Below are 22,344 nucleotides of genomic sequence, written 5' to 3'. Positions count from 1 at the left end.
CCCACGGGTCCGCCGGGTGTCCGGCGGCACCGGGGTGCGGCAGGCTGCAGGAATGAGCTGTTCTCCCTCCGGCCACCCGTCCCCGGTCCCGGCCGGTCGGCTGTCGTCCCCGGCGGATCCGGACGCGGCCCCGTTACCGATGACGCCGGGGCGGGCCGGGCGCGAGCTGGTCCACGCGCTGGCCGGAGTACCGGTGGCCGTCGTCGGCCTGCTCCACCTCCTGGTCATGCTGTTGAGCGCGTCATGGTCGACGGCACTCGTCGGGCTGCCGATGCTGGCCGCCGGAGTCAGGGGATCCCGAGCCCTGGGAGCGCTCAACCTCGGCCTGGCCCGCAGGCTGCTGGGCGTCCGGACGCCCGCCCCGGCCCCCTTCAGACCGCGTCCGGGCCTGCTCGGCTGGTGCGCCTCGGCGCTCGGCGACAACGAGGGCTGGCGGGCGACCGCCTATCTGCTGGTCAAGCCGCTGACCGCGCTGCTCGCCCTCGGAACCGCCGCCGGATTCTGGGGCGGCGGCCTGCTCCTGCTCACCTTCCAGGACCTGGGACCCCTCAGCGTCGAGCACCCGCATGTCCTGCTGCGGCTCGTGGCGGGCCTGGTGCTGCTCGCGCTCGCCCCCTGGGCGTTGCGGGCCGCGCTGCTCCCCGAACAGCTGCTGGCGCGTACCCTGCTCGGCCCGACGAAGACCTCGGCCAGGATCGACCACCTGGAGGCGCCCGGGCCCGTATGGCCGAGGACTCCACGGTGACCCTGCGCCGGATCGAGCGGGATCTGCACGACGGGCCGCAGGCCCGGCTGGTGGCGCTGGCGATGGTCCTGGGCATGGCCAGGGAGGAGCTCGCGGCATCCTCGCGGGACGGCGGGTTCCAGCAGGCACGTGACCTGCTCGACCTCGCCCACCGCGACGTCAAGGAGGTCCTGGCCGAGCTACGCCTGCTGATCCACGGCATCTACCCGCCCGTCCTGGACCAGGGGCTGGAGGTCGCGCTCGGCACGCTCGTCACGCGCTTCACGCTGCCCGTCGACCTGCCTCGCCGTCCCCCCGCCGCGGTGGAGGCGATCGTCTACTTCTGCGTCGCGGAGCTGCTCGCCAACGTGGTCAGGCACAGCGGCGCACACCGGGCGATCGTCGAGGTACGCGACCACGGTGACCTGCTGCGGCTGCACGTCGGCGACGACGGGACGGGCGGCGCCTCGATGGGCGCGGGGACGGGGCTGCCGGGGCTGGTGGCCAGAGTGGGGGTCGTGGACGGCCGCCTGGAGATCGACAGCCCCTCCGGAGGACCTACGGTGGTCACCGTGGAAGTGCCGCTCCTCACCTGAACGGAAGGTCGTATGCGCGTCGTTGTCGCCGAGGACTCCGCGGTGCTCAGAGCCGGGCTCACCCTGTTGCTCACCCTGTTGCTCACCACGCGGGGACACGACGTCGCCGCGGCCGTGGGCGACGGTGACGCGCTGCGCGCCGCGGTGGACGAGCACCGGCCGGACGTCGCCGTCGTCGACGTGCGGATGCCGCCGACCCACACCGACGAGGGCCTGCGCGCCGCGATCGACATCCGCCGCGACCACCCCGGCCTCGGCGTGCTGGTCTTCTCCCAGTACGTGGAGACGCGCTACGCGACCCTGCTGCTGGCCGAGGACTCGCGAGGGGTGGGATACCTGTTGAAGGAGCGGGTCGCCGACGTCCGTGACTTCCTGGCCGCGCTGCTGAGGGTCGCGGCGGGCGAGACCGTGCTGGACCCGGAGGTGGTCACCCGGATGATGGCGACCGGCAGGCGCGCCGACGCCCTCGACACCCTCACCTCCAGGGAGCGCGAGGTGCTCGTCATGATGGCCGACGGCCGGTCCAACGGCGCGATCGCCGAGGCGCTGTTCCTGTCGTACGGGTCGGTGGAGAAGCACGTCACGCACATCTTCAGCAAGCTCGGGCTGCCGCCGTCGCAGAGCGACCACCGCCGGGTACTCGCCGTGCTGCGCTACCTGGAGTTCTGACGCTTGGCGATCCCCGAAGCCGTCAGCATGGTGTTGCCTCGGTAGCCCGACCAGGTCCGGCCAGACCCTACCTATGCCGACCGCCCGGGGAAATGGCGAGGACGCGGTCCGTAGATCGTGCTCTCGGGGGCATGAGGCCCCGGGTAAGTCTGTGCTCGCTTTCGCGGCTCCTGGAATATATCCCGGGCTCGCGAGGGGCGATTGTGATTTTGGTGGAGCCTCTTCGGTCTTGGGTTCTTTTCGACATGGAACCCGAGCTGGAGCGACATCCGGCAGCCCGAGGGCGGCGGCCGACGTTGGCGAGAGAGGGAAGGAGCTGTGCGTACGGCCTTCCTGGTTGCGTCGAAGCCCGATCGAGAGAATTGTTCCTTGATGTCGGTAATTACTAATTGCCGCGTGTTGTATAAGGTTATATTTGTCTATGGTGAGATGATCGGGAATGTGATCAGGGGGATCATGGAGCCCACACCACCGGGAGCAGGGCCGCTGTCGCCGGACTTCGCCGGGCTCGATCCGGACCTGATGCAGGATTTCGTCTCCACGCTGGAACGCGGCCGTGACGTGATCGACGAACAGTCTGAGCGGATCCGCCAGTTGCTGGTGAGGGCCGAGGTGTCGATGTCGGGACTGCAGCCGATCAGGCAGATCTCGGGCTGGATCGATGACGAGTTGCCAGGGCTGAGACGGCGCGTGGAGATCGCCCGAGCGACCAATGCGTTGCCCTCGTGGGGGAGGGGATCCCCGCTGATCGCCTTCGACGAGAGTGCCTATCGCCCCCCTGGGGAGTCGCGCAGGCAGGGCACGGAGCTGGCCGCGCGGTTGATGGACATCGGCCCTGTCGGCTTCTGGACCCATCACGCCGACTCCGACGACTATGCCAAGGTCCTCAGGGAGTTGGACGGCAACAAGAACGATGCCGACTTCACCGCGGCCTTCTTCGCCGCCCTCGGAACGGAGGGAGCTTTGAAGCTCCCCACGCTGTTCCGGGAGAACCTGCACACGGCGAACCTTCGGGCGACCGCCGCTCCGCCCGACCCCGACGATCCGCTCACCCGCACGCTGAGTCAGGCCTTCGGCAGCGCGGTCACCGGAGGGTCGCAGGTCCCGGGGTTCGCGAAGATCAAGGCCGCGGTGCAGAGCCCGGACCCGGCGGATCGGCTCGGCGCCGAACTCCTGCTGTCGGCGGGGGAGTTCCCCGCCGAGTGGCTGGCGGGGGTGGCGTCGGCCTGGGGGATGGCGAACCCGCGCAAGGTCTCCACCGGGCTGATGTACGCGCTGGGGAACAACCCGTCAGCCGCACGGCTGGCGGTCGAGAAGGTGACCGGGCCGTACACGAAGAACCAGCAGAAGCTGAAGGAGTACCTGAAGAAGCTCAACGAGCACGCCGGTGGCCTTTATATGAGCCACGACAGCAGGAGTGACGCCTTCGGGCGCATGCTCGCCGCGGCTTCCGGCGCCTATGACGAGCGGGACGGTGAGCACAGCAAGGAGGCGGCGGCGTTCGCGTTCGCGGTGATGACGACGATGGGGGACGTCAAGCTGGGGGAGAAGACGCGGGTGCACATGGCGGAGATCGCCGGCGCCTACACCACGGAGATCACCGAAGGTGCCACCCTCGGCGACGGCAACATGACCGAGGCCAGCACACTGAAACCGACGACCTCGGCGCTGGGCTTGACGTCGGCGTTCACCCTGAGCCCGAAGGACACCTACCGGTTCTTCAAGACCTTCGCCGACACGGACGAGAACCTCACCCCGTTCCAGGAGGCGATGGGACGGTTCTCCCAGCGCCTGATCGACGACACCCTGGCGACGGTCAAGCAGGGCGGGAACGTTGAGCCGCTGGAGCAGGCACTCAACGCTCTGGGCAATGTGCGGGGCTTCGAGATGGCCGCAGCCGAGAAGGTCCGGGGCACCATGGATGTGGCCGACGCGCAGGCCCAGAAGCTTCAGAGCTTTGTCATCGGCTCGACGCTGGGGGTGACCGGTCTCGGCGTGCCGGGCATGACCGGTCAGCTGATCTGGCTGGCACTGGGCACGGGTTTCTCCGGCAAGGACGCTTTCCTGCCGGAGGACCAGAAGCGGGTGGACAAGCTCAACAAGGCCGATGGGAACGCGACCCTCGGCCGCCAGCACGCTCTCGCGCAGACGCTCCTCGCCAACGGTTTTGCGCCGGAGGTGACACCCGCCGAATATCAGGCGACCTGTCCGCCGGGCGTTGCCATCGCCGACGACGAGGGCAATCTCAGGCCGTTCCCCGAGCTGCTCAAACAGGGTGACAAGGGGCTGGTGGCCTTCGAGAAGTGGGCCGACGCCAACGGCATGGGCAGTGATGACAAACTCTCGGTGGGAAGGCTGTCCGACAGGATGACGAACTGGTTCGAGGGTGGGAACGGGCGAGGAAGGGAGCGCGCCATCGCGTTTGACAGTTGAGTTATGAGACTGAAAGACACTCGGTCTCGCCTCGAACTTTGAACTGTCCGCTACCCGGTGACTCCAGGTGGATCACCGTGCCGAATTCCTTGTTGGTGAGTCGGATGGGAGCGTTGCCGGGATCTTCGACGATCCGGTAAGGGGCGACCGAGGAGAGCGCCCCCACCAGGAGCGTGTTGAGCCCATCCCCGTCGATCTCTGTCGCGGGATCCTCGCCGGTAGCCGCGAAGGTCTGTTTCGCTCTGCCCTCGCCGCAGGGAATGTCCCGTCCGCCCGGATCGGTGATCTTCACGTCCAGAGCATGACTCTTTTTCATCAGCTCGGTGATGTGGAGCTTCAGGGTCTCGCCGGCTTCGGCGGCGGTGGGCTCTTTTTCGGCGCAACCGGAAATCGCCAATAACGCCACCGCGCAAATCATGACGCCCTGCCGTACGAGACGTGCCATGAAGTCCTCCAAGGGCTGATCGATTTCCTGCTGGTCTCATAATGTCCAACGGATCGGCCCGGCGCTTCTACCTGAGTAGAGGGATGCTCGCCGGGACGGCTCCTGGCTGGAGCGGAATCCAGTGCGCGGGGAACGGACTTCGGTGGGGATCAAGGCGCCCCAGCGACCGCTGGAGCAAGTGGGTGCCGGGCGAGGGGAGAGGATTTCTGGTCGTCCTTCCAGGTGTCTCGCTCGCCGCCGAGAGCATCTGGGACGTCGTGGTCGCCTGCCTGTGTTGGTTTCGGGTCACGATGAACCGGGAGGTCCGACATTCGCAGCGGTCAGGTCTCGGCGAGCTGGAACCAGACCACCCGGCCGGTCGGGGTCTCGTACCAGCCCCAGGCGGTGGAGAGTTCCTGGACCAGCCAGAGGCCGCGTCCGCCGCCGCTGTCGGGGTCGACGTCGGGGCAGATGCGGGGTGCCTGGCCGGTTGATCCGGCGTCGATGACGTCGATGTGGAGCGTTCCATTATGGCTGGCGACGGCGACGGAGACCCGGCCGTCGGGGTGGCGGCCGGAGTCGGAGTGGCGTACCGCATTGGTGAAGAGTTCGCTGACCAGCAGGAGTGCGTCGTCGGTCTGCTTGTGGTCGATGCGGTCGAGTAGGTCGCGGACGTAGCGGCGGGCCAGGAGGACGGACTCCACCTCGGCGGGAAGGTCGGCCCGTCCCAGCGGCTCCGGCGTCCTCATCGCGCCACCTCCAGGAGTCGCTCCGCGGCCATCCGCATCCTGCTCCGGCCTTGCCAGTCGTGGTCGAACCCGTCGCGGTTCGCGTGGGTGGAGGTCCGCTCCCAGGTGAAGACCGAGGTGCGGCCCCGCTGTGCGGTGGCAACCCTCGACCGTCCCGGCGGTACGAAGATCTCCACACTCGGTCGCCGGTCGGGCGAGAGCCTGACCACGGAGTCGAACCCGAGATCGTTCAACTCCCAGGCCAACTCCAGCAACTCACCACCCCACCTTCGAAGATCGCGAACCTTCATGTCACCACCTGCCCCTTCGTTGACCCGGAACCACACCTGACATCCCTATGTGACTAAGAGTCACTGACTGTGCACTCAGAGCATGAAGGGTGGCGACAGTCTCTGCATCGGGATTGGCAAATTGCCTTGCAGTAATCTTCGGCACTCACTGTGATGGTTCCACTACTGTTGGCTCCACTCGAGGAGGTAAGCGTGAGGCAAACTGCAAGTCCCACCGTGCGCAGGCGTCGTCTGGCCTCCGAGCTTCGCCGTCTGCGTGAGCGGGCTCAGTTGACGATGGAAGAGGTCGGCGAGCAGCTCAGCTGGTCGGCCACGAAGATCTCCCGGATCGAAACGGCCCGAGTCAGGGTTACGCCCAAGGACACCGGATGTCTTCTCGATCTCTATGGGCTCGACCCCGCCAAGCAGGGTGAGCTGATCGAGCTGGCGAAGGATGCTCGAAAGAAGGGGTGGTGGCAGGCCTATGGAGATCTGCCTACGGAGTACACCACCTATATCGGGCTCGAGGCCGAAGCGGTTTCGATGCGAAGTTTCGCGCCGACGGTCGTTCCCGGCATCCTCCAGATCGAGGACTACGCCCGAGCTGTCATTCGCTCTGCTCTGTTCAACTCGTCTCCGGGGGAGATCGAGCGTCGTGTGGAGGTCCGGATGGCTCGGCAGAAGCTCCTTGTCCAGGAAGAGCCCTTGCGTCTGTGGACCGTCCTCGATGAGGCCCTCATCCGTCGACCTGTCGATGGTCCTGTCGCGATGCGCTCCCAACTTGAAAAGCTTCTTGAGGTGGCTGACCTGCCCAACGTCACTGTTCAGGTCCTGCCCTTCGCTGCTGGAGTCCACCCAGGAACGAATGGCGCATTTCAAATTATGGAGTTTCCCGAACCTGCCGACCCGGACGTGGTGTTCATGGAGAACTTCACGGGAAGTCTCTACATAGAGCGGGAAACGGATGTTTACCGCTATACCCTGATATTCGACCACCTCCGGGCCAAAGCGCTGGATCCGGACGACTCCCGCCGCCTCATCACAGAGGCGGTTGCTCAGTTCAGCCGATCTCTCTAAGAGGGGAGTGAAATGTCCGTATTGGACCTGTCCCAGGTGACGTGGCGGAAGAGTTCACGCAGCGGGAACGGCCAAGACTGCGTCGAGGTCGGCGTCTGGCAGAAGAGCTTCCTCAGCGGCAACGGCCAAAACTGTGTGGAAGTCGCCCTTGCTGACAGCCCCCAGGCCGAAGCCGAGCCCAGGCTGGACGCTGAGCGGCTCGTCCTGGTCCGTGACTCCAAGAACCCCGAGGGGCCGGTGCTGGCCTTCACTCCTGGCGAGTGGGACACCTTCATCGCCGGCATCAAGCGCGGCTCCCTCGCGGATCTGGCCGTCTGACGGTCTGTCCGCAGCGCCGGCCACGGTTGTGGCTTGAACCGTCGAAGCACTGTCGGCTGCACGCTATGAAGAGTGCCGTTCCTGAGAGGGAGCGGCACCATGCCTGTGGCAGCTTCCGGGACGGTGCGTTATCGACTGGCAGGCTTCGGTGAGCGCCGGTGTCCTCAGGATGACATCTGTGTTCCGCAGGGAGTTTCCGAAGCGGTGAGGGCGAAGCCGCATAGTGCCTGACCTGCTCGGCGAGATTTGCGATGATGTCCGAGCAGAGGCTCGGATCATGGAGTGGGGGAGGGGGTGCGGTGATGGCGTTCGACCCGAAACTGGCGGCGGCGCTGTCGGGCGCCACGCTCCGCCAGCTCGCCCACTGGCGTAAGACCGGCGTCAACCGTGGCGCGGTGCTGATCCCGGAGATCTCCAGCACCCGGCCCGTTCTCTACTCCTTCCGTGATGTGGTGGCGTTGCGAACCTGCGTCAAGCTGCGCAACGACGCCTCACTACAGAAGATCAGGCGGGCGCTCGACACGCTTCGCGACGACCTGAAAGAACACGACCACCTCTCCTCGTACACCTTGGTCACTGACGGCAGCAGCATCTACCTGGCCGAGCCCGATCAGGCGGTCGACCTGGTACGCAGAAAGGCCAACGTGGTCATCCACGAGATGGTCGATGTCCTGCAGCCGTTCTACCGCGACGGCAGGCACATCCCGCCGCTGCTAAGGCCCCGCGCGCATGTGACGGTGAATCCGGCGGTTCGCGGCGGAGTGCCGGTGATCGAGGGCACCCGCGTCCCCTATGACGAGGTCGCCGCCCTCCTTCGAGACGGGCTCCCCCCGGAGCGGATCTCCGAGTACTACCCGAGCGTCACCCCTACGGCGGCCCTGGATGCCGCCGACTTCGCCGACTACGTCAACAGCTACGATCCCCCCAAGGAACCACGTGAGGCTGCTGCTGGATGAGAACGTGTCCCGGCCGCTCCACCCCTCGGCCTTGGCCGAGGCGTTCCGCCCGCACGGCGGCCGCAGTGAACTGCAGGACCGTCGCCACCACCTGGACCATGGGCGGCGGGTGCTGCTCAAGCCCGACCTGGTGCGCTATGTCCTCGGCTCCGGGGGGAAGGAGGTTCCCGCCGCGGTGGTGGACAGCAAGTACAAGATCTCAACAGGACCTGACGGCCATGGCGCGGATCTCTACCAGATGCTGGCGTACTGCACGGCGCTCGGCCTCGATCGTGGTCATCTGGTGTACGCCGAGGGGAGCGCCGAGCCGTACCGGCACGTGGTGCACGGCGCGGGGATTGAGATCACGCAGCATGCGATCGATCTGACTCTGCCACCGGCGCGGCTGCTCTCCGCTGTCGAGCGGGTCGCCGAATCGATCCTGCGGAATGACGAGGGCCGGTAACCCGTACCGCTCGGGTGATGGCGTGCGGATGGCGCAGACCCTCGCGTGGCCGAAAACGGAGAGGGCACACGGCGCGGAGGCGTACGGATCCGCCGAGCGCATCGTCATCGGGTTGGGCTGCGGCCGTCTCATCAGCCGAGAATGCCTCGACCTTGCGGTCAAAGGGCCGGTTCGTGACCCGGGTGCGGACGTCTCAGCAGGCGTCTCAGCACAGGGGCGAGCGCGACCAGCAGTCCCAGGCCCAGCAGAAGTAGTCCCTCGCGGTATGCCGGAGCGTTCCTGGTCCGCTGCTCCGCACTACCGGAGCTCTCGGTCGGCGGTCGGTGACGGGGGAGGAAGTGCGGCCTGGTCGTTGTCCAGGAAGGTCAGCAGGTCCTCGGCGTGGGAGTAGAGGTCTTCGACCTCGTGACGGCAGGAGGTGATCAATCCGGGGTCCCGGATCTTGCGGGCGCCGCTGAGGGTGCCGGTGTCGTCGTAGCGGACCTCGTACATGACCGCGGAGCCCAGGATGACCAGCTCGGGCAGGAGGCGGTTGCCCAGTGCGGTGGCGTCCAGGACTCGGATGCGTTCTCCGGCCTGTGCTCTGAGCCGGATGAAGTACAGCTCCCAGCGCAGGTAGGGCGTGTAGGGGCGCCGCACGATACGGACCCGGTGCATCGGGAAGCCGGGGGCCTGCAGCACTGGGGCCTGGATCTCGTCGGCGGTCTCGTCGATGATGCGCAGTGCCTCGGCCCAGTCTCCCCGCGCGAGCGCCCGCCAGCTCGGGTTCTTCGGCTCGCTGAACGACTGGCGGCATTCGAGCTTCCAGAACGCCCCTTCGAGCTTCTGGAAGTACGGCCAGAAGTCCGAAAGATACTGATCGGCGCTGAGCTGCTCCGCCGGGGCACCGGGGACCTCGTCCTCCAGTGGAAGAGCGGCGAACTGGTCAAATCCGGCTGGGTCACGAAGGCGCACGGCCGCTGGTGCCTGACGACGCTCGGTCGCATCGCGCTCAAGCGCCATCTCGATGTCTCGTCTTTCAGTGCGGTAGCCCACGACGGTTACCGGTATTGGGAACGGCACAGGGCGGGGTTCGAGACGGCCAAGCGGCTGGCGAGAGCCGTACCGGAGGGAAGGAGGCGTTGCCGGTCGTCCGGGGCCGGATCAGGGAGGCCGACCAGCTCCGCAGCCGGTACGGGCTGCCGCTCCAGCGATCAAAAGCAAGAACGGTGACATCGCCGCCCAGATCGACGCTCCGCGCACGTTACCCAAGCCCACGCTCAACGGCAGCACCGCCACCTACCCCTCCGCGTACGGCAAGGGCATCGATCTGGTCGTCACCGCTGCTTCCACGATGCAAGGGGCAGCCTCTGCGGACGGCCACTACTCCCTACGTGCAGTGAACGCCAAACAGAACCAAGCCCAAGGTAGAACGCTGCAAGCTTTTTGCGCGCATTACCGCGTTGGATTGTACAACCCCTTATGGGTAGCGATCGTGGATTAGCCGCTTCACGATGGACATAATAAGGGGAGGGGCGCCCACGAGTCCCTCCCCTTATTATTTGTCTTGCGATACGTATAGGAATATTAGGTCGCCGATCAAGATGTATGATCTGGGCCACCCGGAGTCTCGGGATGCCTTGCGTGAGATCGCGTGGGCCGCGTCCGGGCCGCGTACTGGGGTCCAAACGAACGCGCAACTACGCGGCCGAAGAGCTGGAGGATTCTCAGCAAGCCGTGCTGTGACCTTGCTAGGGTCGGCACCTTGAAATGCCACACTTTTTCGCGCCACCAGTCAATATCTGACTGGTAATCATGCCATGATAAGATACGTATCCAGCAGACGTTAAACATCCAATCGCCGGGTTACTCAAACGCCACCCGAAGCATAGTCATCAGGGTTAAAAGCCTCAGGGTTCAGAAAATATCGGAAATTTCTACTCGTAGTCTTGAGCACGGCAGGTTCACGAGAGGGCTCAGGCCAGATCTGAAGATAGTGGTCCAGCGCTCCCGCATGATCGTCCAGTCCTGTGATGTGGAACCGCATGCGGTACGGTCCAGGACCAGCCGGCAGTGGGGGGAGACCGTAGGTCTTAGGCTCATCCCAGTCCCACTCCAGCAGGACGATCCGGCCCGACGGGGACTCGAAAGTGATCTCCACGACGTCTTCATAGCCTTCGAGTTCAGCCCTCGGATCCCGACCGGCTACAGCCACCGTGATAGGCACTTCCCCCCAGTCGACACCGATACTCAGGGTGGCAAGGCCCGGCGTCACTCTGATAACACCGGCTGAAGCGGTTGGCGAGTCTTCGGAATCGCCCGATACGTCCCCATCGAGTTGTTCGTCCGCAAGGTAGATCTGCCCATACCGCACCTTCACCGTCATTTGTCTGATATCCACGGCAACCGGCTCTTCTTTGTCCATATCGGCAAGTATAGAAAATCCTAAGGTAGTGCTGTGACCGGGAAGGTTCACCGGGTTGCCGCTCGCGGTGACCAGGTCACCGCGTGATCACCCAACCCGGTGAACGTATGTGGTCACAGCACTAGGGCGCGTATCGGGTTGTGATCAAGGGGTGGTCCGGGTGAGGTCTTTGATCCAGATCATCGCGGCGCGAAGGTGGAGGCCGGCGAGGTAGCTCGCGGGGGTCTTGTCGTAGCGGGTGGCGATGCCTCGCCAGGCCTTGAGCTTGTTGATCAGCCGTTCGACGGTGTTGCGCTCCTTGTAGAGGTCGGCGTCGTGACTGACGGGCCGACCTCCCTTGCTGCCCTTGTTCTTCCGGTTGGCAGCCTGGCCCCTCTTCTCCGGGATGACCGCCTTGATGTGGCGTTTCCGCAGGTAGGTGCGGTTGCCGTGGGAGGAGTAGGCCTTGTCCCCGCACCCGACCGCATCGGGTCGGGTGCGGGGACGGCCGACCGGCCCGCGGACCCGTATCTTCTCCAGCACCGGGATGAACTGCGGGCTGTCGGCGGCCTGTCCCGCAGTCAGGACGAACGCCAGCGGGCGGCACCTGCGGTCGGCGGCGAGGTGGACCTTGCTGGTCTGCCCGCCCCTTGAGCGTCCGAGCCGGGCGGCTTTCAGCCGGAGCTTGCGGCGGCGTCGGATGCGTCGCCGTTCTTCCCGCTCTGGGTCGTCTGCGGCGTCTGGCATGTCGGGGTCTTCAGGGCTGCCCCCTTTTGCCGGACCTGATCCTGTTGGGATGCGGCTTTCTCCAGAGCGGTGATGACGTCGGGGTCCAAGTGCATCCCGGCGGCGTCGTGGTGAGCCCGGGCAGTGGTGGAGTCCACACTGACCAAGGACAAGTCCACCTCGCTCCGCTTCGCGGCTTCGGCGATGAGGTGGGGATCGGATGGCCGTGCCCGTCAAAGTACGCCGGTTGACCGACCACGAAGGCCTACGACTAACGCAGCTGGTCAGAAGCGGACGCGCCAACCCGGTCCGGTCCGCAGGGCGATGATCACCCCGGCTTCCTTGTCAGGGACGCTGGTGTCGGCGATCGCCCGGCTGCTTGCCGCGGACGAGGACACCTTGTGTGATGTGGTCCACGTCTTCAACGAGAAGGGCTTGGCCGCCCTGGACCCTCAGTGGGCGGCCCATCCCCGCCTGATCAGTGACGACGACATCGCGTTCATCGTCACGACGGTCTTGATCTAGAGGTCGATGACGATCTTGCCGTGTACGTGCCGGCCGGCCTGGAGCTGGACCGCGCGGCGGATCTGCTCGACCGGGAAGCTCGCCACGATAGGCACCCGGAGTTGGCCCGCCGCGACCAGGCGGGCGACCTCTTCCAGGGCACCGGGAGCCGCGTTCGCGCCGTTGGCCGTCGACACGCCGTCGACTTGGGCGGCGATGGTGCAGATGCGGCCGTCCGGGACGCCGAGTTCCCTTGCGGCGTGCACTGTCTCCGTCCCGTGCAGGTCGATGGCGGCGGTGACACCGCCGGGAGCGAGGGCTCGGACCCGGTCGGCCAGGCCGTCGCCGTAAGCGACCGGCTCAGCTCCGAGATCGCGCAGGTAATCGGACGATGTCGCCGATCCTGTCCCGATCACGCGCGCTCCTGCGATCCGGGCCAGCTGGACAGCGAAGACCCCGACCCCGCCCGCCGCGCCGCCGATCAGCACGGTGTCGTTCGGGCCGGGGGCGACTACGGCGAGGGCGGCAGATGCCGTGCGGGCGGCGATCGCGAGGGTGGCGGCGGTGCGGTCGTCGACGCCGTCGGGGGTGTGATGGGCCTCGTTCGCCGCGATCGCCCCGGCCGGGTCGATCACCACGAAGTCGGCGACCGCCCGGGACAGGGCGCTCCCGAACACCCGGTCGCCAGGTGCGAAACCGGACACCTTGTCACCGACCTGGTCGACCACCCCCGCGTAGTCGGTCCCGAACCCGGCCGGGAGGCTCAAGCCGAACCGGGCGGCGGTGTCCGCGTCGGCGGTCATGATCCAGTCCATCGGGTTGAGACCGGCAGCGGTGACCCGCACACGGACCTGTCCCGGGCCGGCCTGCGGAGCGGGGATCTCACGGATGTCCAGGGCTTCGGGGCCGCCGAATGAATCGAGCCGGACCGCCCTGCTCCTGCCCATCGGCGGTTGATCGCTCTGTTCCTGCATGTACGCCTGTCTCCTTGGAACTGAGGGAACGCATTGAAACGGACTATGCTCCGTTTACATGGATGACCGTAACACAACCGGAGCGCGATCCGTTTTTGCTGATGCGGAGATGCGCGCGTCACGGGCGGACGCAACCCGTAACCGCGACCAGTTGCTCGCGGTGGCGACCCGCGTATTCGGGTCGGCTGACGCCGAGCCGTCGATGCGTGCAATCGCCCGCGAGGCCGGGGTCGGCATCGCCACGCTCTACCGGCACTTCCCGACCCGCGAGTCGCTGGTCGATGCGGTCTACCAGGACCAGGTCGTGCGGCTGACGGCCGGCGCCCGCGAGCTGCTCGGCCAGCTGCCCCCAGCTGCGGCGATGCGGCACTGGATGGACTTGTTCGGGGAGTGGATCGCGACCAAGAACGGCATGCTCGACACGCTGCTTGCAATGATCGAGTCGGGCGAGATCGCCCATGCACAGACCCGGACCGAGCTACTGACGGCCATCACCACGATTCTCGACGCCGGCTGCGCGGCGGGTGACCTCCGCCCCGACGTCACCGCCGAAGACATCGCCGCCTCCCTCATCGGCATCTTCACCGTGGCCCCCCAGCCCGAGCATGAAGCCAAGGCCAATCGCCTGCTGAACCTCCTGATGGACGGCCTCCGGCCCGCCGCCCGGCCGGCCTAAGCCCGGATCGAGGCGGCTAGGGCGCGTATCGGGTTGTGATCAATCTGCGGGATTCGCTCTCGCGGCAGGGACTGCTCCGGTAGATCCTCGTGCATGGCGCGAGAGCAACTGACGGACGTGGAGTGGGAGTTCATCAGGCCGTACCTGCCGATCGGCAGCTACGGCCCGTACCCCGAGCGGCTGCGGCAGCAGTTCGAGGGCGTGATCTGGCGGTTCAGGACAGGCGCGCAGTGGCGGGAGACACCTGAGGGGTTCGGCGCCTGGTCGACCGTCCACAACCGCTTTCGGCAGTGGAGAGACGCCGGCATCTTCGAGGCCCTGCTGGAGGGCCTGATCGCCGAAGCCGCGAAGCGGAGCGAGGTGGACGACGGGACGGCCGTCCGGGTGAACGGCCTGCTGGTGGAGATGTGGCGGGTGTTCGAGGACTTTGTGACCTCGGCCTTGGCCGAGGCGTTCCGCCCGCACGGCGGCCGCAGTGAACTGCAGGACCGCCGCCACCACCTGGACCATGGGCGGCGGGTGCTGCTCAAGCCCGACCTGGTGCGCTATGTCCTCGATTCCGGGGGGAAGGAGGTTCCCGCCGCGGTGGTGGACAGTAAGTACAAGATCTCCGCCAACAGCGCCGACCTCTACCAGATGCTGGCGTACTGCACGGCGCTCGGCCTCGACCGCGGCCACCTGGTGTACGCCGAGGGGAGCGCCGAGCCGTACCGGCACCTGGTGCACGGCGCGGCGATCGGGATCACGCAGCATGCGATCGACCTGACCCTGCCACCGGCACGGCTGCCCTCCACCGTCGAGCGGGTCGCCGGATCGATCCTGCGGAATGACGAGGGCCGGTAACCCGTGTCGCCCGGGTGGTGGCGTGCGGATGGCGCAGACCCTCGTGTGGCCGGAAACGAAGGGGTACACGGCGTGGAGGCGTACGGACCCGCCGGGCGCATCGTCACCGGGCAGGGCTGCGACCGTCTCATCAGCCGAGAACGCCTCGACCTTGTTAACGACGCGAACGGTGATTCGAGCGACGTCGACACACCGGGGCGTGCGAGCTTGTACCGCGGATCCGCAGGCCTGTACCGCGGATCCGCGGTCATGTCGAGACGACCGTCAGACGGCCGTGCGCGACCACTGCTGGTTGGTGCCGGTGTTGCACGGATACTGCTTGAGGATCACGCCGTCCGCGGTCGACGCGGACGGTACGTCCACGCATTTACCGCTGTGTCGTGCCCGGAGCTGGAAGTAGTCGCCGTTGGCGACCATCTGGAACTGCTGGTTGGTGCCGCCGCCGCAGGTGTACTGGACGAGTTCTGCGCCGTCGGCGGTTGAGGCGCCCACTACGTCGAGGCACTTTCCGCTGTGGCGGCTGTAGATGCGCAAGTAGCCGCCGCCGACGTCATCGAACCGCCACTGCTGCCACGCGTTGCCACTGTAGGTGTACTGGTCGACGCGCGTGCTGTCGTTGGTGCTCGCTTGTTGGACGTTCATGGCCTTGCCGCTGTGGCGCGCGTTGATCCTGTACACCGGCGGAGGGGTGGAGTCGCCGACGGTGTCGCCCCAGGCATACCGGAGCCGGTTGGCGCCGGAGCCGTTGCGGACGGTCACGCTGAGATTGGTGCCGCTGCCACCCAGAGCGTACATCGAGTAGTGGTCGTAGCCGAGGCTTCCGGTCGGCTTGCCGCCGAGGGCGGGCCAGTAGGTGCCGCCCATCCGGTTGTCACGCATGACCTGGGCCATGGCGCGGAAGTAGCGCACGAAGTTGTCGGTGCTGTTCGGGTTGCCGTAGTCGAGGCCAGTGGACATCGGCGCGCCGAACTCGGTCGCGACCGCGCGGGAGGCGCAGTTGCCCAGAAGCGTCTGAATGTGGCTTCGGAAGTCGTCGTAGGCCATCGCGCTGTAGAAGAAGGCGTAGGAGTGGAAGGACAGCAGCGTCGAGTTGAAGCGGCTGTCGTTGCAGATGTCCCGCAGGTCCTGACTGAAGCCGGTGCCGCTGATGAGCACCCGGCCGGGCACTGCCGAGCTGTGATAGCTGAGCCAGTTCGCTGCGACGTCGCGCCAGTCCGCCGATGAGTAGCCGTGCGGCTCGTTCATCGGCTCGAAGTAGAGGTTGCTGTTCGAGCCGTAGGTGTTGATCACGGTGGACCACATCGTGTTCCATGCGGTGAGGTTCGTGATCCTGCCGCCGGAGGCGGCGCCGTCCTCCCAGTAGGCCAGGATGACCTTGAGTCCACGGTCGGTGGCGGCGTCGATGGCGCCGCGGTAGGCGTTCCACCAGGTCGTGTTGGCCACGGTGTGAGTGTTGATGGGCAGCCGGATGGTGTTGACTCCCATGGTGTAGGTCACGTGGTCGTAGAACGCGTTGGCCTTGGCCCGAACTGTCGCGTTGCTGTCGGACTGGCTCAGGCCCTGCACGACGAGCGGGCCGGTGCTGAAGTTGTCTCCGAGCACGGCCCAGTTCATGCCTCGGAACTGGCCGGTGTCGGCATTGGCCGGCGGAGCGGAGACGACGAGGCTTGTCACTGTGGTGAGCGCGGTCACCACAAGGGCGATCAGTAACCGGCGCAACGGCCGGGTGCTCCGCGATGGTCCTGATGAGTGACCATCAGGCGCCGTGATCAGTGCCATGAGATGTCCAATCACTAGATCTGAATTCCTGGGTCGGGCCCTCGGCCGACGTGACGACCGGGTCGTTCTGGTTCAGGGGCATCCAGATGGGGCTATCGGAGTTCACCGCCAGGTGGAGGGCGTGGTCGTCACCGGACCGGTTCGGCGACTCTTCGAAGTAGCCCGTGACATGGAGACCGAATACGTGGCCGCCGACGCTGACGGCGCCGCGGCGATGTGGACGACACTGCCCAGCACGGCCGTCGACTACGTGACGGTGGCGACGATCTTTTGACGCAGGGACACCGCGGACATCCTTTCCGGGAATCGGTGAGGAGACGGCGAGGGGCGACGCCACAGCTGCGTAGGGCAGTGGGGTGGCATCGACGGGCGCACGAAGAACTGTTAACGCTAACATTTATGCACAAACATCGTCCCTGTGAGCTTGGCAATAGGGCGATTGATTCCCGATGAAGGGCCGACGATCGGGTCACATTCATGTTTCTATTGCATTGCCGCAAAGTGTTAGGGTTCACTGGCGGGATGTCAACATCTCGCTACAGGAAATTCGTCTCCATGCAGTCGACATTCTGCGGCAGTGGCGATGCGTGTAGTGCCGATCTCGGGCCGCAGGCGGTAATATCGCCTGTTCAGTCCTCTTCGATGCTTGGCGGTCGGTGGCCTGGGGCGTCATGCCGGCCTTCTGACCACGGGCCGGAAGGTCCAGTGCGGTCGATGACGGCGGGTGTTGACCGTACTCATGTGAACGCGCACACTGGTGTGATGTCGATCTAGCCCGCCGCCCTGTCGCGGTTACGGACTGCGCTTCGCGCATTGGGACCTGAATTATTATCGCGTTCCAATAATCATGCCTGATTACGTTAACGCTGACGCAATCGGTGTGCCCCTGGTCTTGTGGAGGCGGGTTCTTGGATTCTTGGGCCACTCGTTATTGGCGGGGGCGCCGGTGGTGAGGGTCGTGGTGGACGGAATCAACCGCGACCTCACCGATGGTCACGCAGCCAGGTCAGCACCTCCGCGGCGTGGCCGTCGGGCGGGAAGACGGGATAGAAGCACTGCTCGATCACCCCGTCGCGGATCACCAGGGTGAACCGGCGCAGCAGTGTCATGCCGGCCACCCGCAGTGTGGGCAGGCCGAGAGCGCGGGTGAGCTCCAGCGACGCGTCGCTGAGCAGCGGAAACGGCAGGTGCAGCCGCTCGGCCGCCTCTCGCTGGTAGGCGGTGTCCTGGGTCGAGAGCCCGGCGACGGCGGCGCCCGCCGCCCGTAGCTCCCCGGCGTGGTCGCGGAAGGCGCACGACTCGGGCGTGCATCCGCGCGCGCCGGGGATGAGGTCCCAGTCGGGGACCAGCGGGTCCTCCTTCGGCCGTCCGGTGCGCGGGTAGGCGTACAGCACCAGCCGCTCGGCGCCGCCGGGAACGCGGTCCACCCGGAAGGAGGCCCCGCTCGTCGAGGGAAGGGCGAGCGCGGGCACAGGGACGCCGGTCAGGTGGGCGCATGCGCCGTCGTCGACGGGCACCGGCAGGTCGGCGGGCAGGATCGTCGGATCATGTGGCATGGTCAGGGCGCGGGCCGGTCCGGTACGGCGATGGAGGTCACCGCCAGGCCGTCGGACACCAGCCAGCGGCCGGTGAAGCCGGTCAGTTCCCGGCCCGCCACCAGGGGGCCGGGGACGAGCAGCCGGGCGGTGAACGTACCGGACGGGTCGAAGACGAGGTGGGCCTCCTCGAAGCCGAGCCAGCGCCGAGCCAGCGGGAACCACGCCTTGTAGACGCTCTCCTTGGCACTGAACAGCAGCCGGTCCCAGTGCACGCCGCCGTCGAGCCGCGCGATCGCCGCCCGCTCCGCCTCCAGGGAGACCGCGTCCAGGACGCCGTCGGGCAGCGGCTCGTGGGGTTCGGCGTCGATGCCGACGGTCAGCGCGTCACGGGAGACGGCCGCGGCGCGGTACCCGGCACAGTGGGTGATGGCGCCCACCACCCCGCCGGGCCATCCCGGGGCACCGCGCTCGCCGGGCAGGATCGGCGCCGGCGGCAGCCCGATGCGGGCCAGGGCCTGGCGGGCGCAGTGGCGCGCGGTGGTGAACTCGCGCCGCCGCTTGTCCACCGCGCGGGCGATGACCGCCTCCTCCTCGGGGAACAGCGTCACGCCCGGCGGGTCGTCGAAGGACTCCGCGCTCGCCACCCACGGTGGCAGGATCTTCTCGATCATGCGACGGGCTGCGGGCTGGGCAGGATGTGCCGCGGCTGGCCGGGCGTGGTGGAGCGGGGACGCCATTCGCGCGGATAGCCCAACGAGACCTCCTCGAAGCGGACCCCGTCGTGCCAGGTGGTCCGGGGGATGTGCAGGTGACCGTAGACGACGGTGGCGGCGTCGAAGCGCAGGTGCCAGTCGGCGGTGCGCTCGGTGCCGCACCAGATCGCGAACTCCGGGTAGCGCAGGATCAGGGTGGGCTCGCGCACCAGCGGATAGTGGTTGACCAGCACCGTCGGCACACCGGGCGGCCTGGCCGAAAGGCGCCGCTCGGTCTCGGCGATCCTGGCCTCGCACCACGCGTCCCTGGTCGGGTACGGGTCGGGGTGCAGCAGCATCTCGTCGGTGCAGACCACGCCCTTGTCGTACGCGCGGGCCAGCGCCTCCTCCTTCGTCGCCACGCCGGGCATCCGGAAGGTGTAGTCGTACAGCACGAACAGCGGGGCGACGGTGACCGGGCCACCGGGTCCACTCCAGGTCGGGTACGGGTCCTCCGGCGTCACCACCCCCAGGTTCCGGCACACCTCCACCAGGTGCCGGTAGCGCTCCTCGCCGCGCAGCTGGACCGGGTCGCTGGGATGGGTCCACAGCTCGTGGTTGCCGGGTGCCCAGACCACCTTCTCGAACCGGTCGGCGAGCAGTCCCAGCGCCCACGCCACATCGGAGACCTTCTCCGAGACGTCCCCGGCGACCAGCAGCCAGTCGGAGGCGGAGGTGGGCCGCAACTCCTCGACGATGCGCCGGTTCTCCTGGTAGCCGATGTGCAGGTCGCTGATGGCCAGCAGTGCCGTCATACGTGACCCGTCCCCGGCGAACCGGCGCCTGCCGGGGGTCGGCCACCGCGCGCCGGGGAAGCCTCCCGCGTTCTCTTGTCCACAAGCACCGTCGCCTCCGTCTCGCCCGTTCTCCGGGCGCGGTCACGCATCTGTGATCGTCGAGCAAAAGAACCTTCTCACGATCTCCCCCGGGCGCACACTTCGTCCTGCTATGACGCCCCGTGCCGTTTTCCGGCAATCCTTACCTGTTGTGACCTGTGGTGGGGAAGCGGTCCCAGACCCGGTGCCCTCCCAGTAGCCGGACGACCTCCTCCAGTACCGTGTCGCCGCTGTCCGCGACGAGCACGCCGGGCGCCGCGGTGTCGATGCCCGCGGCGGTGAGCGCCCGCTCGGCGTCCGCCCAGCCACCGAGCGGCTTGGCGTGGCGGAACGCCTCGGCCAGCATCAACAGCACCCTCGGGTCGGTGGGCATTCCGGCGACGCCGTTGCCCGCCTTGGCGTCCCGGGCACCGTAGGCGTCCTTGCCGGGCGCGGGGGTGCCGGCCAGCAGCAGGGCGTCGAACTCGACGGACCTGGCCGTGGTGAACGTGCGCTGCACGGTGACGGGGTCACCGCCGTCGGCTCCGAGCACGCCGCCCGCCGGGGCGATGACCAGCGGCACCATGCCGCCGTCCAGGATCGTCCGGCGGAGGGCGCGGACCGTCTCCAGGTCGCTGCCGTCGTCGGCGACGATGCCGATGACCCGGCCGGTGGTCGGCCAGGTCCGCCCGAGCTGGGAGAGCGCGGGACTGGGCTCGACGGACGGCAGCGAGTTCACCGGCTTCGGAACCGGCAGTCCCAGACCCTGGGCCACCTGCTCGCACAGGTACGGGTCGATCTCGGCGAGCGTCCTCAGGGTGCGCTCCTTGATCGCCTGCTCGTAGACCTTGCCGAGTTCGAAGGTGTAGGCGGCGATGACGTGCTCGCGCTCCACCGGGGTCAGGCTCAGCCAGAACAGGCGCGGCTGGCTGAAGTGGTCGGCGTACGACGCCGGGGCCTCGCGGACCTTCTCCGCCGCGGGCACCCGCACGGGCGTCTCCCGGTAGCCGCCCTCGGACTGCCCGGCGAAGAAGGGGCAGCCGCCGTCCAGCGAGTTGGGCTTGTAGGGCGCCACCCCCGAGTGCACCGCGTCTTGATGGAAGCCGTCGCGCAGCATGTCGTTGATCGGCGCGTGCGGGCGGTTGATCGGGATCTGCGCGAAGTTGGGGCCGCCCAGCCGGGTTATCTGGGTGTCCAGGTAGGAGAAGAGACGCCCGGCGAGCAGCGGGTCGTCGGTGATGTCGATGCCCGGCACCAGGTGTCCCGGGTGGAAGGCGACCTGCTCGGTCTCGGCGAAGAAGTTGACCGGGTTGGCGTTGAGGGTGAGCAGGCCGATCGGCTGGACCGGCGCCAGTTCCTCAGGCACGATCTTCGTCGAGTCCAGCAGGTCGATGCCCTGGAAGGTCTGCTCGGGGGTGTCGGGAAAGGTCTGGATGCCCAGTTCCCACTGCGGGTAGGCGCCCGCCTCGATCGCGTCGGCCAGATCGCGCCGGTGGAAGTCCGGATCCACACCGTTGATCAGTTGTGCCTCCTCCCACAGCAGCGAGTGCACACCCGCCTTGGGCTTCCAGTGGAATTTCACCAGCGTCGTCGCGCCCTCGGCGTCCACCAGCCGGAAGGTGTGGACTCCGAAGCCCTCCATCGTCCGCAGGGAGCGGGGAATGCCGCGGTCGGACATGTTCCACAGTGTGTGGTGGGTGGCCTCGGTGTGCAGGGAGACGAAGTCCCAGAACGTGTCGTGCGCGCTCTGGGCCTGGGGGATCTCCCGGTCGGGGTGTGGCTTGCCGGCGTGGATGACGTCGGGGAACTTGATCGCGTCCTGGATGAAGAAGACCGGGATGTTGTTGCCCACCAGGTCGAAGACGCCCTCACCGGTGTAGAACTTCGTCGCGAAACCACGGGTGTCACGTACCGTGTCGGCCGATCCCCGTGACCCCAGCACCGGTGAGAAACGCACGAAGACCGGCGTCTCGACGTCCTTGGCGAGGAACGCCGCCTTGGTCACCGTCGTGGCCGTGCCGTACGCCTTGAAGACGCCGTGCGCGGCGGCTCCACGGGCGTGCACGACGCGCTCGGGGATGCGCTCGTGATCGAAATGCATGATCTTCTCGCGCAGGTGGTGGTCCTGCAGCAGCACCGGCCCCCGCGGACCGGCCTTGAGCGAGTGGTCGGTGTCGACCAGCCGCAGTCCCTGGGCCGTCGTCAGGTACTCGCCCCCCTGCGCCCGTGCGGCCGGTGGCACGTCGGTGGGCTGGCCCGTGGCGGTGAACGGCTCCGGGCCGCTCTGGTCGGGCTTGGGCGGGAGAGGCGCCCGAGGCTCGGTCGGCTCCTCCAGCGCGGCCGGCTCGCTGCCCGGCCGGCCGGGAATCGTGTCGGAGGGTACGCCGCCGGAAACGGCATCGACGACCTTGTCAATAACCCTGTCGACCGCTCCCTTTGCCGGACGAGACTTTTCCATCGTTTTCCCCTTTAAGGTGTGGCAGCGGTGATCGCCACCGCCGTCGGTAATCGAGTTCGGGCACAGCGAGGCCGGTGCGTCGGCAGTGCGAGATGAGACCGCTGAGGACCGGCATCAGCAGTACGCCGTACCCCTCCTTTAACGCTTAAACCGCAGATCACCCGGGGTCCCGCCCCGACGGTCGCCTCGGACCCCTTCGGGGAGTCGGCGGAATCAGAAGGCCGGCGCCGGGCCGA

At 67.2% G+C, this 22,344-nt stretch carries 22 protein-coding genes and 2 pseudogenes; 12 read left to right on the top strand and 12 right to left on the bottom strand.

Annotated elements, in window-relative coordinates; all coding sequences use genetic code 11:
* The first annotated feature begins 52 nt into the window (after window positions 1-52).
* The 4 genes from IG98_RS49540 to IG98_RS0137655 all read left to right on the top strand — a co-directional run bounded on the left by IG98_RS49540 (window position 53) and on the right by IG98_RS0137655 (window position 4,422).
* Window positions 53-745, top strand: coding sequence for a sensor domain-containing protein (locus tag IG98_RS49540; protein WP_157594749.1), 693 nt, complete (start codon window positions 53-55; stop codon window positions 743-745).
* Window positions 724-1,320 carry a sensor histidine kinase gene (locus IG98_RS49535; RefSeq protein WP_051753451.1) on the top strand — a complete coding sequence of 199 codons (597 nt, stop codon included), beginning with the start codon at window positions 724-726 and terminating at the stop codon, window positions 1,318-1,320. Before IG98_RS49540 ends, IG98_RS49535 begins: the two co-directional genes overlap by 22 nt.
* 12 nt (window positions 1,321-1,332) lie before the next feature.
* The gene (locus IG98_RS0137660) at window positions 1,333-1,989 is read left to right on the top strand and encodes a response regulator transcription factor (protein WP_030923824.1); all 657 of its coding nucleotides are present in this window, start codon (window positions 1,333-1,335) and stop codon (window positions 1,987-1,989) included.
* Between the two features lie 429 nt (window positions 1,990-2,418).
* Complete coding sequence (locus tag IG98_RS0137655) at window positions 2,419-4,422, top strand: DUF6571 family protein (protein ID WP_157594748.1); 2,004 nt, start codon at window positions 2,419-2,421, stop codon at window positions 4,420-4,422.
* A gap of 1 nt (window position 4,423) precedes the next feature.
* On the opposite strand, the gene IG98_RS0137650 is transcribed toward IG98_RS0137655, so the two are convergent.
* From IG98_RS0137650 to IG98_RS0137640, 3 genes are all read right to left on the bottom strand, one after another.
* Window positions 4,424-4,867 carry a hypothetical protein gene (locus IG98_RS0137650; protein ID WP_157594747.1) on the bottom strand — a complete coding sequence of 148 codons (444 nt, stop codon included), beginning with the start codon at window positions 4,865-4,867 and terminating at the stop codon, window positions 4,424-4,426.
* Window positions 4,868-5,187: 320 nt separating this feature from the next.
* Window positions 5,188-5,595 carry an ATP-binding protein gene (locus IG98_RS0137645; protein ID WP_030923814.1) on the bottom strand — a complete coding sequence of 136 codons (408 nt, stop codon included), beginning with the start codon at window positions 5,593-5,595 and terminating at the stop codon, window positions 5,188-5,190.
* A complete protein-coding gene (locus tag IG98_RS0137640) occupies window positions 5,592-5,885 on the bottom strand; it encodes a hypothetical protein (RefSeq protein ID WP_157594746.1) in 294 nt (97 codons plus the stop codon). The genes IG98_RS0137645 and IG98_RS0137640 overlap by 4 nt, the downstream gene beginning before the upstream one ends.
* Window positions 5,886-6,077: 192 nt before the next feature.
* On the opposite strand from IG98_RS0137640, the gene IG98_RS0137635 reads away from it, so the two are divergent.
* From IG98_RS0137635 to IG98_RS0137620, 4 genes are all read left to right on the top strand, one after another.
* Window positions 6,078-6,941, top strand: a complete 864-nt coding sequence (locus IG98_RS0137635; protein ID WP_030923808.1) for a helix-turn-helix domain-containing protein — start codon at window positions 6,078-6,080, stop codon at window positions 6,939-6,941.
* A 12-nt stretch (window positions 6,942-6,953) separates the two neighbouring features.
* The gene (locus tag IG98_RS0137630) at window positions 6,954-7,259 is read left to right on the top strand and encodes a DUF397 domain-containing protein (protein ID WP_030923806.1); all 306 of its coding nucleotides are present in this window, start codon (window positions 6,954-6,956) and stop codon (window positions 7,257-7,259) included.
* A 302-nt stretch (window positions 7,260-7,561) separates the two neighbouring features.
* Complete coding sequence (locus IG98_RS0137625) at window positions 7,562-8,215, top strand: DUF433 domain-containing protein (protein WP_030923804.1); 654 nt, start codon at window positions 7,562-7,564, stop codon at window positions 8,213-8,215.
* Window positions 8,196-8,660, top strand: coding sequence for a 5-methylcytosine restriction system specificity protein McrC (locus IG98_RS0137620; RefSeq protein WP_030923803.1), 465 nt, complete (start codon window positions 8,196-8,198; stop codon window positions 8,658-8,660). The genes IG98_RS0137625 and IG98_RS0137620 overlap by 20 nt, the downstream gene beginning before the upstream one ends.
* A 297-nt stretch (window positions 8,661-8,957) precedes the next feature.
* Here IG98_RS0137620 and IG98_RS0137615 read toward each other — a convergent pair whose 3' ends face one another.
* From IG98_RS0137615 to IG98_RS49530, 3 genes and pseudogenes are all read right to left on the bottom strand, one after another.
* Window positions 8,958-9,614 carry a DUF6879 family protein gene (locus IG98_RS0137615; protein ID WP_051753449.1) on the bottom strand — a complete coding sequence of 219 codons (657 nt, stop codon included), beginning with the start codon at window positions 9,612-9,614 and terminating at the stop codon, window positions 8,958-8,960.
* A gap of 895 nt (window positions 9,615-10,509) precedes the next feature.
* Window positions 10,510-11,064, bottom strand: a complete 555-nt coding sequence (locus IG98_RS51370; protein WP_157594744.1) for a hypothetical protein — start codon at window positions 11,062-11,064, stop codon at window positions 10,510-10,512.
* Window positions 11,065-11,208: 144 nt separating this feature from the next.
* Window positions 11,209-11,978, bottom strand: a pseudogene (locus IG98_RS49530) (IS5 family transposase); the annotation flags it as partial.
* Here IG98_RS49530 and IG98_RS54680 point away from each other — a divergent pair.
* Window positions 11,974-12,294, top strand: a complete 321-nt coding sequence (locus tag IG98_RS54680) for a helix-turn-helix domain-containing protein (RefSeq protein WP_342666878.1) — start codon at window positions 11,974-11,976, stop codon at window positions 12,292-12,294. The pseudogene IG98_RS49530 and the gene IG98_RS54680 sit on opposite strands and share 5 nt — an antisense overlap.
* Here IG98_RS54680 and IG98_RS0137600 read toward each other — a convergent pair.
* On the bottom strand, window positions 12,291-13,247 hold the full coding sequence (locus IG98_RS0137600) for an NADP-dependent oxidoreductase (protein WP_037972346.1): 957 nt from the start codon (window positions 13,245-13,247) through the stop codon (window positions 12,291-12,293). The genes IG98_RS54680 and IG98_RS0137600 overlap by 4 nt on opposite strands.
* Before the next feature lie 58 nt (window positions 13,248-13,305).
* Between IG98_RS0137600 and IG98_RS0137595 the strand changes: the two genes are divergently transcribed.
* From IG98_RS0137595 to IG98_RS53865, 3 genes and pseudogenes are all read left to right on the top strand, one after another.
* Window positions 13,306-13,923, top strand: a complete 618-nt coding sequence (locus IG98_RS0137595) for a TetR/AcrR family transcriptional regulator (RefSeq protein ID WP_051753448.1) — start codon at window positions 13,306-13,308, stop codon at window positions 13,921-13,923.
* Between the two features lie 93 nt (window positions 13,924-14,016).
* Window positions 14,017-14,307: pseudogene (locus tag IG98_RS53870) on the top strand (transposase); the annotation flags it as partial.
* On the top strand, window positions 14,284-14,766 hold the full coding sequence (locus IG98_RS53865; RefSeq protein ID WP_281178590.1) for a 5-methylcytosine restriction system specificity protein McrC: 483 nt from the start codon (window positions 14,284-14,286) through the stop codon (window positions 14,764-14,766). The pseudogene IG98_RS53870 and the gene IG98_RS53865, both read left to right, overlap by 24 nt.
* A 264-nt stretch (window positions 14,767-15,030) precedes the next feature.
* Here the strand turns inward: IG98_RS53865 and IG98_RS0137585 are convergent, their stop codons facing one another.
* From IG98_RS0137585 to IG98_RS0137560, 5 genes are all read right to left on the bottom strand, one after another.
* Window positions 15,031-16,485: an RICIN domain-containing protein gene (locus tag IG98_RS0137585; RefSeq protein WP_211264289.1), complete on the bottom strand. Its 1,455-nt coding sequence runs from the start codon at window positions 16,483-16,485 to the stop codon at window positions 15,031-15,033.
* A gap of 1,043 nt (window positions 16,486-17,528) precedes the next feature.
* The gene (locus IG98_RS0137575; protein ID WP_030923787.1) at window positions 17,529-18,101 is read right to left on the bottom strand and encodes a peroxiredoxin; all 573 of its coding nucleotides are present in this window, start codon (window positions 18,099-18,101) and stop codon (window positions 17,529-17,531) included.
* Between the two features lie 2 nt (window positions 18,102-18,103).
* Entirely contained in the window at window positions 18,104-18,754 is a 651-nt protein-coding gene (locus IG98_RS0137570) for a 4'-phosphopantetheinyl transferase family protein (protein ID WP_030923784.1), read from the bottom strand.
* On the bottom strand, window positions 18,751-19,590 hold the full coding sequence (locus tag IG98_RS0137565; RefSeq protein WP_030923781.1) for a metallophosphoesterase family protein: 840 nt from the start codon (window positions 19,588-19,590) through the stop codon (window positions 18,751-18,753). The genes IG98_RS0137570 and IG98_RS0137565 overlap by 4 nt, the downstream gene beginning before the upstream one ends.
* 223 nt (window positions 19,591-19,813) lie before the next feature.
* A complete protein-coding gene (locus tag IG98_RS0137560) occupies window positions 19,814-22,108 on the bottom strand; it encodes a catalase (RefSeq protein ID WP_030923777.1) in 2,295 nt (764 codons plus the stop codon).
* Window positions 22,109-22,344: the final 236 nt, after the last annotated feature.

It is taken from the genome of Streptosporangium amethystogenes (assembly GCF_000721075.1).
GTDB classification, from domain to species: domain Bacteria; phylum Actinomycetota; class Actinomycetes; order Streptosporangiales; family Streptosporangiaceae; genus Streptosporangium; species Streptosporangium amethystogenes.
The sequence above is the reverse complement of the archived record's forward strand: the minus strand, read 5'-3'. Positions and strand labels throughout refer to the sequence as shown.

What these genes read in the sequence shown, in the direction of transcription:
- IG98_RS0137650 (WP_157594747.1), bottom strand. Translation starts at nt 4,867, where the DNA reads ATGGCACGTCTCGTACGGCAGGGCGTCATGATTTGCGCGGTGGCGTTA.
- IG98_RS0137595 (WP_051753448.1), top strand. Translation starts at nt 13,306, where the DNA reads ATGGATGACCGTAACACAACCGGAGCGCGATCCGTTTTTGCTGATGCG.
- IG98_RS0137560 (WP_030923777.1), bottom strand. Translation starts at nt 22,108, where the DNA reads ATGGAAAAGTCTCGTCCGGCAAAGGGAGCGGTCGACAGGGTTATTGAC.
- IG98_RS49540 (WP_157594749.1), top strand. Translation starts at nt 53, where the DNA reads ATGAGCTGTTCTCCCTCCGGCCACCCGTCCCCGGTCCCGGCCGGTCGG.
- IG98_RS0137640 (WP_157594746.1), bottom strand. Translation starts at nt 5,885, where the DNA reads ATGAAGGTTCGCGATCTTCGAAGGTGGGGTGGTGAGTTGCTGGAGTTG.
- IG98_RS54680 (WP_342666878.1), top strand. Translation starts at nt 11,974, where the DNA reads ATGAGGTGGGGATCGGATGGCCGTGCCCGTCAAAGTACGCCGGTTGAC.
- IG98_RS0137660 (WP_030923824.1), top strand. Translation starts at nt 1,333, where the DNA reads ATGCGCGTCGTTGTCGCCGAGGACTCCGCGGTGCTCAGAGCCGGGCTC.
- IG98_RS0137630 (WP_030923806.1), top strand. Translation starts at nt 6,954, where the DNA reads ATGTCCGTATTGGACCTGTCCCAGGTGACGTGGCGGAAGAGTTCACGC.
- IG98_RS0137655 (WP_157594748.1), top strand. Translation starts at nt 2,419, where the DNA reads ATGATCGGGAATGTGATCAGGGGGATCATGGAGCCCACACCACCGGGA.
- IG98_RS49535 (WP_051753451.1), top strand. Translation starts at nt 724, where the DNA reads ATGGCCGAGGACTCCACGGTGACCCTGCGCCGGATCGAGCGGGATCTG.
- IG98_RS0137600 (WP_037972346.1), bottom strand. Translation starts at nt 13,247, where the DNA reads ATGCAGGAACAGAGCGATCAACCGCCGATGGGCAGGAGCAGGGCGGTC.
- IG98_RS51370 (WP_157594744.1), bottom strand. Translation starts at nt 11,064, where the DNA reads ATGGACAAAGAAGAGCCGGTTGCCGTGGATATCAGACAAATGACGGTG.
- IG98_RS0137570 (WP_030923784.1), bottom strand. Translation starts at nt 18,754, where the DNA reads ATGATCGAGAAGATCCTGCCACCGTGGGTGGCGAGCGCGGAGTCCTTC.
- IG98_RS0137565 (WP_030923781.1), bottom strand. Translation starts at nt 19,590, where the DNA reads ATGACGGCACTGCTGGCCATCAGCGACCTGCACATCGGCTACCAGGAG.
- IG98_RS0137645 (WP_030923814.1), bottom strand. Translation starts at nt 5,595, where the DNA reads ATGAGGACGCCGGAGCCGCTGGGACGGGCCGACCTTCCCGCCGAGGTG.
- IG98_RS0137575 (WP_030923787.1), bottom strand. Translation starts at nt 18,101, where the DNA reads ATGCCACATGATCCGACGATCCTGCCCGCCGACCTGCCGGTGCCCGTC.
- IG98_RS0137625 (WP_030923804.1), top strand. Translation starts at nt 7,562, where the DNA reads ATGGCGTTCGACCCGAAACTGGCGGCGGCGCTGTCGGGCGCCACGCTC.